Genomic DNA, 16,294 nt, shown 5'->3' on the forward strand with positions numbered 1-16,294 from the left:
ACCTAATTTATCCTGAGGTTGGTGTAATTATACATGTCAAGTGAACAAAAACCATTATACGGAGGCCAGGCTGTTGTAGAAGGTGTCATGTTTGGTGGAAAACATCATTATGTCACCGCGATTAGACGAAAAGATCAGTCTGTAGATTACTTTCATCTTCCAAGAACGTATAATGATAAACTTACAAAATTTAAAAAAATCCCGTTTTTAAGAGGGCTTATTGCCATTATTGAATCGAGCGGAAATGGAACAAAACATTTAAATTTTTCAACAGATCGGTTTGATTTAGATCCTTCTGAAGATTATAAATTAGAAGAACAAGAACCTTCTAAATTATCGATGGTTTTAGGGGTCGCTGTTCTGGGAGTCCTATCCTTTCTATTCGGAAAATTCATTTTCACGCTTATTCCAACTTTTTTAGCAGCTTTATTTATGCCGATTATTTCTGGTCATGTTGCCCAAATAATGTTAGAAAGCTTGTTTAAACTAATTCTTTTACTTGGGTATATTTACTTTGTGTCCCTCACTCCCATTATAAAACGAGTATTTCAGTATCATGGAGCTGAACACAAAGTAATTAATGCATATGAAAATGGGAAAGATTTGACTGTGCAAAATGTGCAAGCAGCTTCTAGATTACATTATCGCTGTGGATCGAGCTTTATCCTTTTCACCGTAATAGTTGGTTTATTCCTTTATCTATTCTTCTATCCAGAAAATCTGTTAGAAAGAGTATTAATCCGAATTGCTTTAATTCCAGTAGTTATCGGGATTTCATTTGAAGTACTTCAAATTACGAATAAATTAAGAGATGTTCCTGTGTTAAAATATCTTGGTTTGCCAGGTCTATGGCTGCAATTATTAACGACAAAAGAACCAAGCGATGATCAAGTAGAAATAGCAATACTTTCCTTTAATGAATTAAAAAGACGCGAGGAAGAAACAGAAGCACAATTATCAAGACAATGATTGAATAAATAGAAGCAATGGGTATTATCTTTTAAAAGGGATTACCCCTTTTTTAATGGTTCATATCATTTCGATGCGAAAAATCTTTTTTCTGAAAACTTTTTCAAGTGAACAATTTAACCCTTTTTGAATAAACTTTTCTTATTAATAGTTTAAAAGTTAGAAAAAATGCTTATCATGCTTTTAGGGAGGTGGCTTTTTTGAAGAACCGATTTTCACTTATCTTATTTGGAAGTATCATTTTCCTTGCTTTCATCGGTCTATCTGTAAATTTAATTAAAAATCCTAGTGGATTTTTTCTAAACATTGTTGTGATGGTCGCTGTTGGTGCCGCTATATGGTTCATTTATCGCCATTTCAGTACATCTAGCCCACAAAAAAAAGAGCAAAAAGCTTTTCTAAAAGCTGCAAAGCAATCAAAAAAAAGGCTACAGACAAGGGACAGATCATCTTCTGGACAACAACAATCAACAAAAACCTCTTCCATAAAAGCCAATAAGCATAAAAGAAGTAAGAGTACTGCTCATTTGACTGTTATTGAAGGCAAGAAGAGCAAAAAGAAGAATCGAGCTTCCTTATAAGGGCTCGATTCCTTTTTTAATATTCTTATCATTAGCGATACACCTCATAAGAGAAACAATTTAATAAGCCCATGATTTAAAAAATTTAATGGCACAATCTCTCCCTAGTTGTATGAGCTTCGCTTGATCCTCTTTCGTAAGCGCAAATTCTGTTGCTAAAACACCTTCAGTTGGTACAAATATGATATTTTTCTCATGCTTTCGCGAAATATATCTCGAATCGTGAGCATCTTTCATTGTTTCAAACATGGCTGCGAATAAATCAATGGCATTTGTGATTTTATGTTTTGGATGCTCCTTGATATTATGACTTAACTTTATCCCTAATATCGGTCGTGTTTTTAATACATTTTCTTGATCAAATAACCACATTGGGAAATTACTTAATACACCGCCATCGACAATCACATTTTTATTTGCCTTACTGCCGATTATCACTGGTTCAAAAAAATAAGGAAGACTACAGCTCATTCGAATAGCCTTTGCAATGGAAAATGTCTGAGGATTGATGCCGTATTTCGGTAGATCATCTGGCAGAATCATTAATACGCCATTTGTAATATCTGAAGCGATAAAACGTAATGTTTGAGGAGGAATATCCGCAAAAGTTCTTAATCCTTTTGCAGCTAATTTCTCTTCTATCCATTTTTCTAATTCCTCTCCTTTATATAGACCTAATTTCCAATAGAGAAAGAACCATTTTGCAAGAGGAAAGGGGATAAATAACTTTCTTTCATCCAAAAACATATTCAAATCTAAATCTTCAAGAAGCTGGGCTATCTCTCTGCTTGTATAGCCTGCAGCAATTAGGGCTGCAACAATGGAACCTGCACTAGTTCCTGCTAGTCTAGCAAATTTAAAGCCACGCTGTTCAACTACCTCATAGGCGCCAACTAATGCCAGCCCCTTAATTCCTCCGCCAGAAAATACCCCGTCTATATACATTTAATCACTCCTTTTAAAAGCAGTTAAGGCGAAAGATATAGATGGAATCCCTACACCTCCCTACCTCAAATTTAGTATTACGAAGTGAAAAATAGTACAGAAGACAAGTTAAAAGTTATTGCTTTTATCAGCATCTCTTTAGCTCCACTAAAAATTGCTGTATGCAGTTAGGCATTTGTATCAAGCAAATTAGTGCAGGAACACATAAACTATTTTGAAAGCAGAAAAATCTAGGCACTTTTCCTTGCAAACAAGATAGTAAAAAGAGGTAGTATGTTTAGAGGTTAGGTGTTAAAAAAAACGAAAAAGAAAAGAGGAGGAATCATTATGCAAAATCACTACATTGATGCAAATGATGTGAGGAGAATTCGCCCTGGCTTTGGTTTTGGAAGACCTGGCTTTGGTTTCGGAAGACCTGGTTTTGGCTTCGGAAGACCTGGGTTCGGACTTGGACTGGGATTACTTGGCGGGTTAGCAACAGGCGCGTTACTTGCTCCAGCTCTATATGGAGGATACGGTTATCCACCTTATGGTTATGGGTATCCACCGTACAGTTATGGGTATGGTTATCCACCTTATGGATATTATTAAAACTAGTTGTTCCCAGTAGTGTATGTATGGTCCTGACAATGTAAATCATAACTAAATCATATAAACATTTGCAAATTTAATGAAAAGAAGAATTAAATATTGCAATCAAAATACCTAAACAATAATATGTAAATGCCATTACATTATTGTTTAGGTATTTATTCGCGGCCAATATACATACTTCTGAAGTACTTTTACTAAGCTTTCGCTATTTCATATCATGTGATTTCATTTTATCTAATTCTTTTCTTCTTTTTTCGTGCAGATACTTTCTTCCGCCACTCCATTCTGCAAGAAGAAATAAACTTCCTAATAATAGAATAAGGATGTATGCAATAAAACTTTCGATTTAATCTGTTGCCAGCATCCATGTAACAAAGCCAATATAAAGTAAAGGTAAAACTGCTCCCCAGTAAATACTGTTTCTAGTTGAAAAGAAGAACTGAACAGCCAGAATACCAGCAGTAATAAAAACGCCATAAAAATCTATATCCATTATGTCTCATTCCTTTCTTTTTTATATTTTTCAATAATTAATTTTGCATCTTCCACACTTATACGATCATCAATTGACAGGCCTTTGATAAATTTAATAAACTCTTCGTTTTCCACGACATCATTCATTTTGATTTTATCTATTAAACGATCAAGTTTAAGTCTAACTGTTGGATAGGAAACCTCATAGATTTTGGCAATTTCTTTTAATGATCCTGAAGTTAGAATAAACTTCTTGATAAATTCAAGATCTTCAATTTCTAAGGTTAAAATCCAGTTTGGCACATCTTTTATATCCACACAACCTCACTCCTTTCTATTTATTATAAAATTAGTTTAACATATTTTTTAATAAAGTAAAATAAAATATTAATTTTATTGAAAATATTTTATATCTATACTTTAATTTTTATGATAATTTAGTTAAAAATTTTAGAGTTTTATTTAAGAATGAAAGAAGTTATTACTTTAAATCAAAAGAATTCCTTTTATGTCTACTTCTTTCTATTACTCTCTCTACCAATAATTGGGGTGCAGTTCACGTATGCGACGAAGCGGCTCGGCTCTCGCCCCTTGGAAAGCGAACCCCTGTAGCGAAAATCAATACCCTATTAGAAGAGGTCATAAAAAAAGACCATAGACAAAACCTCAAATTTCAAGGAGTTTGTCTATGGTCTGAGAGGCTGTGCATTTCACAGCCTTCTTTTACATGTAAAACAGTTTTGGGATTAATCGTTTCGTTATTAAACACATTTTGTATCCCCTCATCTATCCGTCTGAGAAGAATTTGTTTCCCCATCAAATACTGTCACTATAACACCATCTATATTGTTGCCTGATAGCTCATAGTGAAGATTGTCTGGTACATGAATATCCGTAGTTTTTGCGAGCGGATAATAAGAGACATCATATTTTTTCTCATTTAGCGTAATCGAAATGTTTCTTTCTTCTTTTAAATAAGCTAAGTATTCTTCTAAAACTAAATCCTTTTCCGCCATAATTGCACTATGCGGCAATCCAACATAGCGAATGTGCCAAGGTTCATATTGAATTCCAGTAACTTCTGTTTTATCCTTGGGATAACGTAATATAAAGCCATATCTCCAAGCGTTATTCTCTAACCATTTACCTTCAGGTGCTGCCTCCATCTTCATTTGTGTAGACCCTACATCAAGTGATAAACCTAAATTATGTTCGCTATAGCTTGCCGGCAAAGCATAGTCTGCCCCCATCTCATGATACAGAACATTTTGCTCCTCAAAGTCTCGAAAGCCACTACTGATTAGAAAATGATCAACCCCTTCCTTTTTAGCGGCAGCTATCATCTCTGAGAATTTATGGAGTACCTCCTTAGACAATTTAATATCATTATCAAACAGTACAAATCCCTGTGTCCATTCTTTATGCCTGAATAACTCGACAATATCTGACTTTATACTCTCTTGATGAACCGGAAATTCATTATTAATCAAGAGTAAATTTCCTTGAAAGACCATTTCTCTTGAAATCTTTATTTTTCGTAAACCTTCATCGTTAGCACGATTTTCTAAATATCCACTGTTTTTTTGAATCACTATTTTATCTGAAAGAGGAGATTCTTTATAGACAAAGAAAAAACACACACCTATTAATAATAACAATAAACATCCCCACTTCTTCATTTTAAAATCCTCCTTATTCTTATAAATAATAGAATAGGGACAACTTTTTAAAAAAAGAGTAGGGTAAAGTTTAAATTTTTCTTAAATTCTTTATAAAATTTCAATTGGAGCATTTTCCTGCGGTAAACGTACTTCAAATACAGTACGTATCAAATTACTTTCAGCTTTTATCTTGCCATTATGCTGCTCCACAATATTCTTTGCAATGAATAAACCAAGGCCTGTGCTATTTTCTTGCTGAGTTCGTGCTTTATCACCTGTATAAAACATATCAAAAAGAAAAGGGTGTTCTTCAGCCGGAATACTATCTCCATAATTTACAACCTGAACAACTACTACATCTTCTTCAACAAAACCATTAATGTCCACATACTGGCCATCATATCCATATCGAATAGCATTAGTTAAAAGATTTTCAAATACACGAGCTAATAACTCTCCATCTCCCCAAATAAGTAAATTAGGCTTAATGTTTATTCGAGCAATTAAATCATTTTTCTCAAAAATTGGATATAACTCTTCTTTTAATTGAAGAAGTAAATCACTTATATTAATTTCCTTCTTATCAATTGGCAGCATGCCATAGTTCATTCTAGTAATTTCGAATAATTCATCAATCAATCTTTCTAAACGCTGGGATTTAGTATAAGCAATCGTTAAAAAATGCCTTAGTTGTTCTTTAGTCAACTTCTCATTCTTCAGGATTAAGTCTAAATAACCTAAAATAGAAGTTAAGGGAGTACGCAAATCATGAGCCAAATTTACAACTAACTGTTCCTTACTACTTTCTGAAAAGTCGCCTCTTTGTATGGCCTCTTCTAATTTCTCGCTAGCCCGATTAATTGCTTGTCCAATATCTCCAAATTCATCATTTGAGTGGATAATTACTTTATGTTTAAAGTTCCCATGAGAAAGATAATGAATTCCATTGGATATATCCTTGAAATAATTTGAATAAGGCTTTGTGAGTATATAAAAAAACAATAAGGACAGGCAGAAAAATAGTATAAAAAAGAAGGCAAAATCTCCAATACTTTTGATGAATTGACGAAGCAGTACTAGTGAATCACCATATTGAACCATCGTATGATAGTAAAGTTGTAACACTTTATAAATGAAATAAGTGATGATACCTGTCAGAAACATACTGGCAGCAAATAATGCAGTTATTCTAGTACGAAAACTGCGCATAAATTTAGCCATTGAAGGCATACCCCACTCCCCATACAGTTTTGATAATCTTATTTTTCCGCTTATCTTCTCCAAGCTTTTTCCTCAATGTGCGTATATGCACCATCACCGTATTAGCTCCTTCAAAATATGCATCCCCCCATACTTTTTGAAAGATATTTTCAACACTATAAACTTTCTTCGGATGACTAGCTAACAAATGTAAAATATCAAACTCTTTCGGAGTCAGTTCAATCGTTTCTCCATGAAGCAACACAGTACGTTGCTCAAGTGAAATGACTATTTCACCAAATTCCAAGATTGTTTTATTAGAGTTTGCGATTGGATTATTCAGCTTCATAAATCGTCGTAATTGAGCATTCACACGTGCCACTAATTCAATGGGAATAAATGGCTTTGTCATATAATCATCTGCTCCAATCACTAATCCATGGACTTTATCAAAATCAGAAGTCTTTGCACTCAAAAAAATGATAGGCATATTATACTGTTCCCGAATCAGGCGAGTTACTTCATATCCATCCATTATCGGCATCATTATGTCTAAAATCACCAAATCAATGGACCGAGTCTGGATAGCTAATATTGCATCTTGGCCATTAAGCACTTTCACACAATTGTAACCTTCTTTTTCTAGATGGATTGCAACCAGATCAGCAATCTCTTCCTCATCATCTGCAATTAAAATCGAAATAGTTTTCATCTGTTTCACTCCTTTAAGAAGTTTCATCGCTTTAATAGCAAAACTCCAAGCTTCAAAAATGTTTAGGAGGAATATCTTTTTCAATATATCCTCTCCGAGTTCTATTCATTACTATAAGCTGTTATACTACTTTTACGCAACTTCTCCTGTCCCTATTTAGTATCACATAAATTCATTCTCAACTTTCAGCTATAAAAAAACCTCTTCATTAATATTAAGAAGAGGTTTTTTGGGGGGATGTTTTCAATTCAGCCATTTTTCTATACCTAATATTTATTAAAGTCCACATTTTAATTGTGTGTTGCAATTCGTACAAGTATTACAGCCACCAATTTCTTCGACGACGCCTTGTCTGCATACAGGACAAGTATCGCCTATCTCTGACCCAATCGTTACGTTTGTTGATTGCAATTCATTTATTGTATCAACAAGTACAACATGTGTTTTTTCCTGTTTTTGTAGTAGTATATCTTCGAATGTATTCTCTTCTGCCTTTAATGTAAGCACTTGACTGTCACGTGAACCATCAACATATACCGTACCACCCTTAGCGCCGCCACGGTATAATCTCTCATATACTTTCTGAACTTGCTCTACACTATAACCTTTTGGCGCATTTACCGTTTTACTAATAGAGCTGTCAATCCATCGTTGAATGATGCATTGTACATCAGCATGAGCCTCAGGTTCCAGATCCATTGCAGCAACGAACCAATTGGGAAGAGTATCTGGATCTGCCTCTGGATGTGCATCTAAATATTCTTGAACAATATCTGCTTTTACTTCGATAAATTTTCCAAGTCTCCCGCTGCGGAAGTAAGAGAAGGAAAAGTATGGTTCCAGACCAGTTGATACCCCAACCATTGTACCTGTGCTTCCGGTTGGTGCAACAGTTAGTAAATGGGAATTACGGATACCATATTGAAGAATATTGTCTCTAATATCCTTAGGCATTTTTTTCATGTAGCCAGTATGAATAAAAGCATTGCGTAATCCCGCTTCTCCCTCTTCTGTTTCTGCTTGTAAGAATGGGAAGCTGCCTTTTTCTTTTGCCAAGTCAATCGATGTTCTGTATGCAGTTGTTGCAATCGTTTCAAATACTTTATCTACTAAAACATTTCCTTCTTCACTGCCATATTCTGTTTCACAGTATATGAGTAAATCATGAAGACCCATTACTCCAAGTCCAACACGACGCTCTCCTAGAGCCTGGTCTTTATTTTCTTCCAAGAAGTAAGGTGTGGCATCAATAACATTATCCTGCAATCTTACGCCTACTTCTACTGTTTTCTTAAGCTTCTCAAAATTAACAGTCTTGTTTTCTTTATCTGCCATTTCTGCAAGATTAACAGCAGCAAGGTTACATACACTATATGGTGCCAGCGGCTGCTCACCACATGGGTTTGTCGCGACAACTTTTTGACCGTAGCTAGTTGCGTTTGTCATTTCATTTGCATTATCAATATAGAAGATACCGGGCTCTGCAGAATAAGTTGCACAGATATTAATTAGGTTCCATAATTCCTTTGCCTTCATTTTACGATAAATACGAACTCTATTTCCCTTTGCCTCCCACTCTCTTACATCACCAACTTTATGCCATTCTTCATTATAATGCTGCATTTGCTCCTTATCGTAACTTTCTACATCTGGGAAACGAAGTGCATATTCTTCATCCTTCTCCACCGCTTCCATAAATTCCTTTGTTAAGCAGACAGAAATATTTGCGCCAGTTAAAAATTCTGTCTGATGAACAGAATATGTCCCTCCGATTGAAAGCTTTTCTTCTGCATCCCTGAAAATTTCCTCGTTAAAACCACCTTGGCCAGGGATATTCTTATAATTTAGAATGCCTCGATACATGGCACGCTCTTTGTCCGTTAATGGCGTAAATTTTAATTTATCTTGTGCATATTTTTTAATGGTTTGGTCTTGTGTATTATCGATCAAGAACCGTAAAATGCGAGGATTTTGCATTTTCGAAATAATGAATTCAATAATATCTGGATGCCAGTCAGCTAGCATAATCATTTGAGCACCACGACGAGATCCACCTTGCTCTACTAAATGGGTTAATTTTGCAATATCATCCAACCAAGAAACAGAACCTGAAGATTTTCCATTAACTCCTTTTGCTAATGTATTCCGCGGTCTTAATGTAGATCCATTTGTTCCTACACCGCCTCCACGACTCATGATTTCCATAACCTGCTTACGATGCTCGGAAATACCTTCTCTTGAATCTGGAACAAAAGGCATTACATAGCAATTGAAATATGTAACATCCGTTCCTGCACCTGCTCCATATAACACACGACCAGCCGGGATGAAGTTCAAATTAACAAGCTCCTGGTAAAACTTTTCGAACCATTCTTTTCTTTTCTCTTCCGTCTTTTCTACTGACGCTAGACCAGTTGCATTACGCTTAGCGATTTGCTCATAATATATCTCCAATGGTTTTTCAATAACATCTAAAGAACGAATGACAACTCCTGTTTCTGCTTCTTTTCCTTCCAGCACACCACGATAATCTTCTTCTACTAACACTGTTGCTGTGTTTAAGACATGATCAATTTCTTGAATAAATCCAAGTCCTCTTGCTGGAAACTTAGGGTCCTCTTTAATAGTTAAAACCACAAAATCACCAGCAGTTAATGTAATTTTCTCTGTATCTTTATACGTATAACGATCAAGCATTACTAGTCGAGAAACGCCTTTATGTGTTAGCTTCATATCTGGAGTAATTGGATAGACCTCCGGAAATAAAGCAATATCCTTATTCAGTTTCTCAACATTTAATTTAATACCCCGACTTAACATTGTAGACATACGGACAACTCCTTCACTCATATAAAAATGCTATCTAATTGATGAAAAATTTCTTTTATACTTAAATAAGAAACTCCCATCCATAACCATGGTTAATTGAACCATACATCCCTTTCCAAACAGTTGATATCTATCCTTCTCTCCTTTATAGAAGTTTAAGAGTGGGATAAATCTATCAATAGGTGTCTAGTATTGCAATAACCTTAATCTATCACACCAAAACAGCGAAATCAATATATAGTATATAAACAAACATAAAACATCTATATATTGTGTATTGATAGAGTGTTAACCAATTTGTCAAATGATAAAATAAGTAGATTTTAAAGAAAAGGTAAGAGAAATGAAGAAAACTGGTTATTTTAAAGGATTTTCAACTTCTTTTGCACTTGCAGCATACAAAAAAGCATAAGCCATTGGTATAGAGCGCTTAATCGATTGAGATAATAGCTCAAAATATTTTTACATAAACATTTGTCTACAAAAGAAAAACACGAAATTCCATTAATAAAAGAATTTCGTGTTTAAGGATGTTATCGTCTAAAGTTCCATTCATCTTTTTCATATTTTTCTTTGGCGATTTTTTCAACATATCCTAATTCTTCATCTGTTAGTTGATAGTTTTCTAATTGAATATTTAATCCTACTTCAAAACCTTTTTTAAAGGCCTCTTTCGCCATTTCGATGGTAATATTTCTTGTGGTTAACTCATTAATTGCCACCGCTTTACTCTTAAATGCTTTTTGCATTCTCTCTTTGACACGTTCATTTGGATACTTAAATAAACGGAATAATTTATCCTCATCTAAATCAAGTAAAATGGAACCATGCTGCAAAATTACACCTTGCTGTCTTGTCTGTGCACTTCCGGCAACTTTTCTGCCTTCCACAACTAATTCATACCAACTGGGAGCATCAAAGCATACTGCGGATCTTGGGCTTTTTAAATTATTTCGCTGCTCTTCTGTTTTCGGCACTGCAAAATAAGCATCCAAACCTAAAAAATGAAAACCTTTTAAAATACCTTCCGAAATTACACGATATGCTTCTGTAACTGTTTTAGGCATATTAGGATGTTCTTCTGACACAATAACACTGTATGTTAATTCGTGTTCATGCAGTACACCTCTTCCGCCTGTCGGTCTTCTAACAAATCCAAGTCCCAATTCTTTCACTGCATCTAAATCAATTTCTTTCTCTACCTTCTGAAAATATCCAATAGATAAAGTAGCAGGATTCCAGCCATAAAAACGGATAACCGGCGGAAAAACTCCTTTAGAATGCCATTCTAATAAAGCTTCGTCTAATGCCATATTAAAAGAAGGAGAATGATTGCCTGAATCAATAAATCTCCATGTTTCTTTTACCATGATGAACCCTCTTTTTCTATGTATGATGTATTCCTAAATCCTTACTAAGGATATCAAAATATCAGATTATTTAAAAGTAACTTGCATGAGAAAAGTGATATTCTTTGAAACTTTAGAAGGCTCATGTAAGTATTTACTTTACTACTATACCAGTTGATAGATATAATAGAGATAGTGCAAGTAATTGAAAGGAGAAATGAGAATTGACAATGATTTATACTCTTCTCATCATTTTAGTCGCATTCCTTGTATATTCATTAGTGATGTGGCTGTATCAACGCCGAATTGTTAAAACTGTGAGCCAAGATGAATTCCGTCAAGGCTACAGAAAAGCACAATTAATTGATGTACGTGAACCCAACGAATATGAGGCAGGACATGTACTTGGCGCAAGAAATATTCCACTATCACAGCTAAAGATGAGAAAAAGTGAAATCCGTCCTGATAAACCAGTATACCTATACTGTCAAAATGGGATGAGAAGCGGGAGAGCAGCTCAATTTCTATATCGTAAAGGGTACAAAGACTTAACCCAATTAGAAGGCGGATTTAAAAAGTGGACAGGGAAAATTAAAGCAAAAAAATAATAATGCTCTTATAGGAATTATTATATAGAAGAAAGCTGATGCCAATTTACATGGACATCAGCTTTTTTATTACTTAAATATAAATAGTTTCATAGCACTGACGAATTACTTTGTATAGCGCAGAACAGGTTTTCTCGCTGCTAATGTTTCGTCCAAGCGACCGATTACCGTTGTATGTGGAGCCTCCTGAACGATTTCCGGTGTTTCTTCTGCCTCTTTTGCAATTTGAATCATTGCATCGATAAAGCTGTCTAATGTCTCTTTTGACTCGGTCTCAGTCGGCTCGATCATTATACACTCCTCTACATTAAGTGGGAAATAGATAGTAGGTGGATGATAGCCAAAATCCAGCAGCCTTTTAGCTATATCAAGTGTTCTCACACCTAGTTTCTTCTGCCGTCTTCCGCTTAACACAAATTCATGTTTACAATGACGATCAAATGGCAAATCGTAATGTTCAGCCAATCGACGCATCATGTAGTTTGCATTTAATACAGCATTTTCTGTGACCGCTTTTAAGCCATCTGGCCCCATAGAACGGATATACGTGTAAGCACGGACATTAATCCCAAAATTACCATAGAACGGCTTCACTCTGCCAATCGATTGAGGTCTATTGTAATCTAATACAAATTCTTCCCCTACTTTGGTCAATACTGGCTTTGGCAAGAATGGAATCAAATCAGCTTTTACTCCTACCGGTCCTGAACCCGGTCCACCGCCGCCATGCGGTCCTGTAAATGTCTTATGCAAATTTAGATGAACAACATCAAAACCCATATCTCCAGGTCTTGCTTTAGAAAGAACAGCGTTTAGATTGGCGCCATCATAATATAATTTTCCACCGGCATTATGGACTATTTCCGCCATTTCTAGAATATTTTCTTCGAATAGACCTAAAGTATTAGGATTTGTTAACATTAATGCTGCAGTATCCTCTCCTACTACACGTTTTAAATCAACTAGATCAACAAGTCCATGTTCATTTGATTTAACCGTTATTGTTTCTAAGCCAGCAACGGTTGCCGAAGCAGGATTGGTTCCGTGCGCAGAATCGGGAACAATTACCTTTGTACGATGCATATCTCCATTTGCTTCATGGTATGCTCTAATCAACATTAACCCAGTCCACTCGCCATGTGCACCTGCAGCTGGCTGCAAGGTTACTTCATCCATCCCTGTGATTTCAACAAGATGCTGTTGTAAATCATACATTAACTCAAGAGCCCCTTGTACAGATGACGCTTCTTGGAGCGGATGAATATGGGCATACCCATTGAATCTTGCCACATTTTCATTTATTTTCGGATTATATTTCATCGTACACGAACCTAGTGGGTAAAAACCAGAATCCAAGCCATGATTTCGTTTGGACAATGCAGTATAATGACGCATAATATCTAATTCAGAGACCTCTGGTAATTCTGGATTTTCTTCTCTGATATAATCATTTGGCAGTAATTGTGTAAGATCTACTGCCGGAATATCCATTTCTGGCAAACTATAGCCAATTCTGCCTGGTGTACTGCTTTCAAAGATAAGAGGTTGATTTTGATTAGACATGATAATCCTCCATTTCTGCAACGAATTCATCTATTTCTTCTTTTGTACGCAATTCGGTTACTGCAATGAGCATATGATTTTCTAATTGTTTGAAGTCTCTTCCTAAATCATAGCCACCAATCATACCTTTTTCTAATAATGCTCGGTTTACTGCCGAAATAGAGGAATTACATTTAATAATAAACTCATTAAAGGAAGGTCCTTCATACACTATTTCAAATCCAGCTTCCTTTAATTTGGTTTTAGCATAATGGGCTTTCTGTATATTAGCAATCGCCATTTCTTTCACGCCATGTTTTCCAAGTGCAGTCATAGCAACGGAAGCAGCTAATGCATTAAGTGCTTGGTTCGAGCAAATATTAGAAGTTGCCTTGTCACGGCGAATATGTTGTTCTCGCGCCTGCAGTGTTAACACAAAACCTCTTTGACCATTGTCATCTACAGTTTGCCCTACTAAACGCCCAGGCACTTTACGCATTAATTTTGACGTTACCGCAAAATAACCACAGTGTGGACCTCCAAAGCCCATTGGAATTCCAAAAGGCTGCGCATCCCCCACGACAATATCTGCATTAAATTTTCCTGGGGGAGTCAGCGCCCCTAAAGCTAATGGATTACTAGATACAACAAATAATGATTTATGAGCATGAATGATTGCTTCTAAATCCTTAAGCGGCTCTACTCTCCCAAAAAAGTTCGGATATTGGATCATCACAGCTGCAACTGTATCATCTACCATTTTCTCTAATGCTTCTATATCTGTTATTCCCTCATTATGCGGAATCTCGATAACCTCAATATACTGTCCCTTTGCATAGGTTTTCACTACTTCTTTTGCCTCAGGATGGACAGCACTCGAGAGAAGAATTTTCTTCCGTTTCGTCGTACCTGCACTTAACATTCCTGCTTCTGCTAATGCCGTTGCCCCATCGTACATAGAAGAGTTTGCTACGTCCATTCCCGTCAGTTCACATATCATTGTCTGAAATTCGAAAATAGCCTGTAATTCCCCTTGAGAAATTTCTGGTTGATATGGAGTATAGGCTGTATAAAATTCAGATCGTGATAAAACATAATCGACAATAACAGGCGAATAGTGATCATAAACTCCTGCACCTAAAAAAGAAACATTCTCTTTTGCATCAGCATTCTTTTGGGCAAGTTTTGTTAATTCTTTCAATAAAGCTGATTCACTTTTTGCCGGTTTAATCGAATAGTTTCCTTGAAAACGCACTTTTTCTGGTATATCTGAAAATAAATCTTCTACTGAACTTACCCCTATTGCCGCTAGCATTTCCTTTTGATCCTGTTCCGTCATCGGTAAATAACGATGCTTCATTCGTTTTTCCCCCAGTCATTAGCCCATTTGATTTATTTGTAGAAAAAAAGATTAAAAATTATTTTCGTTTATAAAAAGGAATTTTAGTTACTTTTGCCTTTAAATACTTTCCTCTAATTTCGACTTCTACTTCTGTATCTATTGCTGCATAATCACTTTGAATTAATGCAAGACCAATGTTTTTCTTTAAGGTTGGTGATTGTGTACCCGTAGTTACTTCTCCAATACATAATCCGTTTGCATATACCTTATAGCCATGTCTTGGTATTCCTCTATCTACCATTTCGATACCGGCTAACTTTCTAATCGGTCCTTCTTCTTTTTGCTTCATTAAAGCTTCTTTTCCAATAAAGTCTGCTTCTTTATTTACTTTAACCGCAAATCCAATCCCGGCTTCCAATGGAGAGATATCAGCGGATAATTCTTGCCCATACAAGGCAAGTGCTGCTTCAAAGCGCAAAGTATCCCTTGCCCCTAATCCACACGGAAGTACGCCTAACGGCTCTCCTGCTGTCAATATTTCACTCCATAAGTCAATAGCATCTTCACTTTGACAATAAATTTCAAATCCATCTTCACCTGTGTAGCCAGTACGGGATAAAAGAACTTCTTTACCTGCTACATTCACCTGGTTCTGAAAGTGAAAATATTTTATTGAAGCATAATCAATAGAAGGGTTTATTTTTCTTAGCACTTCTTCTGCCAATGGACCTTGCAGTGCTAATTGAGCAATATCTTGAGATAAATTCGTTAAGAGTACATCCCCACTTGCATGCTTTTGTAACCATTCGAAATCCTTTTCGATATTGGATGCATTTACAACTAATAAATAGTGATGCTCTGCTAGCTTATATGTTAATAAATCATCTACAGTCCCACCATTTTCATAGCACATTGCTGAATATTGAGCAGCACCAATATTGATTTTTCCAATATCATTTGTAAGCATTTTTTGCAGAAATGCTAAACTATCGTTCCCTTTAACTTCGATTTCCCCCATATGGGAAACATCAAATAAGCCTGCTTTTGTACGAACTGCCTCGTGCTCCTGTTTTATGCCAGAAAATTGTACAGGTAAATCCCAGCCTCCGAAATCGATTGTCTTTCCGCCATACTGTTTATACACTTCGTATAACGGTGTTTGCTTTAATAAAGTCAATGAACAGCACTCCATTCCCCTATGTATTAGACATTCTCATTTATTGCATATCATAAAATGGCAGCAAAAAAAGACAGAAACCCCCCTTTTAAAAAAGTAAGGGCTCTGTCCTTGCACCTGAAAGTTTACCGATAATGTCGGCTGTCCCCTTTGGTGGCTTACACATTTACTTGTAAGCACTCTCCAGAGCTGCGTCCAAATAGAGTTCTTTTGCCTGAGAGATTCACAAATAATATTGCTTGCTCCTTCGGCGCTACAAACGTAGTCTCTCCCCTATTTCTCATCCGCGATTCATAAAATTTTCTCCATTG

General features: G+C 35.8%; 15 protein-coding genes and 2 riboswitches. Of the genes, 4 read left to right on the top strand and 11 right to left on the bottom strand.

Features of this window, described 5'->3' with window-relative positions; translation table 11 throughout:
• Window positions 1-33: 33 nt before the first annotated feature.
• Together NSQ92_RS13585 and NSQ92_RS13590 are read left to right on the top strand one after the other, a co-directional pair.
• Window positions 34-969, top strand: coding sequence for a DUF1385 domain-containing protein (locus tag NSQ92_RS13585; RefSeq protein ID WP_341152857.1), 936 nt, complete (start codon window positions 34-36; stop codon window positions 967-969).
• Between the two features lie 191 nt (window positions 970-1,160).
• Entirely contained in the window at window positions 1,161-1,550 is a 390-nt protein-coding gene (locus NSQ92_RS13590; protein ID WP_341132699.1) for an SA1362 family protein, read from the top strand.
• Window positions 1,551-1,610: 60 nt separating this feature from the next.
• Here the strand turns inward: NSQ92_RS13590 and NSQ92_RS13595 are convergent, their stop codons facing one another.
• Window positions 1,611-2,495, bottom strand: a complete 885-nt coding sequence (locus NSQ92_RS13595; RefSeq protein ID WP_095258947.1) for a patatin-like phospholipase family protein — start codon at window positions 2,493-2,495, stop codon at window positions 1,611-1,613.
• Window positions 2,496-2,822: 327 nt separating this feature from the next.
• Between NSQ92_RS13595 and NSQ92_RS13600 the strand changes: the two genes are divergently transcribed.
• Window positions 2,823-3,086, top strand: a complete 264-nt coding sequence (locus tag NSQ92_RS13600; protein WP_341152858.1) for a spore coat protein — start codon at window positions 2,823-2,825, stop codon at window positions 3,084-3,086.
• Between the two features lie 349 nt (window positions 3,087-3,435).
• Here NSQ92_RS13600 and NSQ92_RS13605 read toward each other — a convergent pair whose 3' ends face one another.
• The 7 genes from NSQ92_RS13605 to NSQ92_RS13635 all read right to left on the bottom strand — a co-directional run bounded on the left by NSQ92_RS13605 (window position 3,436) and on the right by NSQ92_RS13635 (window position 11,335).
• Window positions 3,436-3,582 (bottom strand): hypothetical protein, encoded by a 147-nt coding sequence (locus NSQ92_RS13605; RefSeq protein WP_341152859.1) that lies wholly within the window; start codon window positions 3,580-3,582, stop codon window positions 3,436-3,438.
• Window positions 3,582-3,881 carry a DUF2089 family protein gene (locus tag NSQ92_RS13610; RefSeq protein ID WP_061798489.1) on the bottom strand — a complete coding sequence of 100 codons (300 nt, stop codon included), beginning with the start codon at window positions 3,879-3,881 and terminating at the stop codon, window positions 3,582-3,584. The genes NSQ92_RS13605 and NSQ92_RS13610 overlap by 1 nt, the downstream gene beginning before the upstream one ends.
• 464 nt (window positions 3,882-4,345) lie before the next feature.
• Window positions 4,346-5,242: a VanY-A/VanY-F/VanY-M family D-Ala-D-Ala carboxypeptidase gene (gene vanY, locus NSQ92_RS13615; protein WP_341152860.1), complete on the bottom strand. Its 897-nt coding sequence runs from the start codon at window positions 5,240-5,242 to the stop codon at window positions 4,346-4,348.
• A 90-nt stretch (window positions 5,243-5,332) separates the two neighbouring features.
• On the bottom strand, window positions 5,333-6,445 hold the full coding sequence (locus tag NSQ92_RS13620; protein ID WP_095258974.1) for a HAMP domain-containing sensor histidine kinase: 1,113 nt from the start codon (window positions 6,443-6,445) through the stop codon (window positions 5,333-5,335).
• Window positions 6,438-7,136 (bottom strand): response regulator transcription factor, encoded by a 699-nt coding sequence (locus NSQ92_RS13625; RefSeq protein WP_341152923.1) that lies wholly within the window; start codon window positions 7,134-7,136, stop codon window positions 6,438-6,440. The genes NSQ92_RS13620 and NSQ92_RS13625 overlap by 8 nt, the downstream gene beginning before the upstream one ends.
• A 276-nt stretch (window positions 7,137-7,412) precedes the next feature.
• The gene (locus tag NSQ92_RS13630) at window positions 7,413-9,965 is read right to left on the bottom strand and encodes a vitamin B12-dependent ribonucleotide reductase (protein ID WP_251687604.1); all 2,553 of its coding nucleotides are present in this window, start codon (window positions 9,963-9,965) and stop codon (window positions 7,413-7,415) included.
• Window positions 9,966-10,498: 533 nt separating this feature from the next.
• Entirely contained in the window at window positions 10,499-11,335 is an 837-nt protein-coding gene (locus NSQ92_RS13635; protein ID WP_061798495.1) for a lipoate--protein ligase family protein, read from the bottom strand.
• Window positions 11,336-11,544: 209 nt separating this feature from the next.
• Between NSQ92_RS13635 and NSQ92_RS13640 the strand changes: the two genes are divergently transcribed.
• Window positions 11,545-11,922, top strand: a complete 378-nt coding sequence (locus NSQ92_RS13640; RefSeq protein WP_047941360.1) for a rhodanese-like domain-containing protein — start codon at window positions 11,545-11,547, stop codon at window positions 11,920-11,922.
• Between the two features lie 105 nt (window positions 11,923-12,027).
• Here the strand turns inward: NSQ92_RS13640 and gcvPB are convergent, their stop codons facing one another.
• Genes gcvPB through gcvT form a run of 3 tightly spaced genes read right to left on the bottom strand, consistent with a single transcriptional unit; the run spans window position 12,028 to window position 15,983 of the window.
• A complete protein-coding gene (gcvPB, locus tag NSQ92_RS13645) occupies window positions 12,028-13,485 on the bottom strand; it encodes an aminomethyl-transferring glycine dehydrogenase subunit GcvPB (RefSeq protein ID WP_047941169.1) in 1,458 nt (485 codons plus the stop codon).
• Entirely contained in the window at window positions 13,478-14,824 is a 1,347-nt protein-coding gene (gene gcvPA, locus NSQ92_RS13650) for an aminomethyl-transferring glycine dehydrogenase subunit GcvPA (protein ID WP_341152861.1), read from the bottom strand. The genes gcvPB and gcvPA overlap by 8 nt, the downstream gene beginning before the upstream one ends.
• Before the next feature lie 58 nt (window positions 14,825-14,882).
• Entirely contained in the window at window positions 14,883-15,983 is a 1,101-nt protein-coding gene (gcvT, locus tag NSQ92_RS13655; protein ID WP_144545198.1) for a glycine cleavage system aminomethyltransferase GcvT, read from the bottom strand.
• A gap of 102 nt (window positions 15,984-16,085) precedes the next feature.
• Window positions 16,086-16,173, bottom strand: a riboswitch (glycine riboswitch).
• A gap of 2 nt (window positions 16,174-16,175) precedes the next feature.
• A riboswitch (glycine riboswitch) is annotated at window positions 16,176-16,267 on the bottom strand.
• Window positions 16,268-16,294: the final 27 nt, after the last annotated feature.

The organism is Niallia sp. FSL M8-0099, from assembly GCF_038006945.1.
Lineage (GTDB): Bacteria > Bacillota > Bacilli > Bacillales > Cytobacillaceae > Niallia > Niallia circulans.

Bases quoted from the DNA above. Each gene is read 5' to 3' on its own strand.
- gcvPA (WP_341152861.1), bottom strand. From the start codon at position 14,824: ATGAAGCATCGTTATTTACCGATGACGGAACAGGATCAAAAGGAAATG.
- gcvPB (WP_047941169.1), bottom strand. From the start codon at position 13,485: ATGTCTAATCAAAATCAACCTCTTATCTTTGAAAGCAGTACACCAGGC.
- NSQ92_RS13620 (WP_095258974.1), bottom strand. From the start codon at position 6,445: ATGGCTAAATTTATGCGCAGTTTTCGTACTAGAATAACTGCATTATTT.
- NSQ92_RS13595 (WP_095258947.1), bottom strand. From the start codon at position 2,495: ATGTATATAGACGGGGTATTTTCTGGCGGAGGAATTAAGGGGCTGGCA.
- NSQ92_RS13600 (WP_341152858.1), top strand. From the start codon at position 2,823: ATGCAAAATCACTACATTGATGCAAATGATGTGAGGAGAATTCGCCCT.
- NSQ92_RS13585 (WP_341152857.1), top strand. From the start codon at position 34: ATGTCAAGTGAACAAAAACCATTATACGGAGGCCAGGCTGTTGTAGAA.
- NSQ92_RS13630 (WP_251687604.1), bottom strand. From the start codon at position 9,965: ATGTCTACAATGTTAAGTCGGGGTATTAAATTAAATGTTGAGAAACTG.
- vanY (WP_341152860.1), bottom strand. From the start codon at position 5,242: ATGAAGAAGTGGGGATGTTTATTGTTATTATTAATAGGTGTGTGTTTT.
- NSQ92_RS13625 (WP_341152923.1), bottom strand. From the start codon at position 7,136: ATGAAAACTATTTCGATTTTAATTGCAGATGATGAGGAAGAGATTGCT.
- NSQ92_RS13635 (WP_061798495.1), bottom strand. From the start codon at position 11,335: ATGGTAAAAGAAACATGGAGATTTATTGATTCAGGCAATCATTCTCCT.
- NSQ92_RS13640 (WP_047941360.1), top strand. From the start codon at position 11,545: ATGATTTATACTCTTCTCATCATTTTAGTCGCATTCCTTGTATATTCA.
- NSQ92_RS13605 (WP_341152859.1), bottom strand. From the start codon at position 3,582: ATGGATATAGATTTTTATGGCGTTTTTATTACTGCTGGTATTCTGGCT.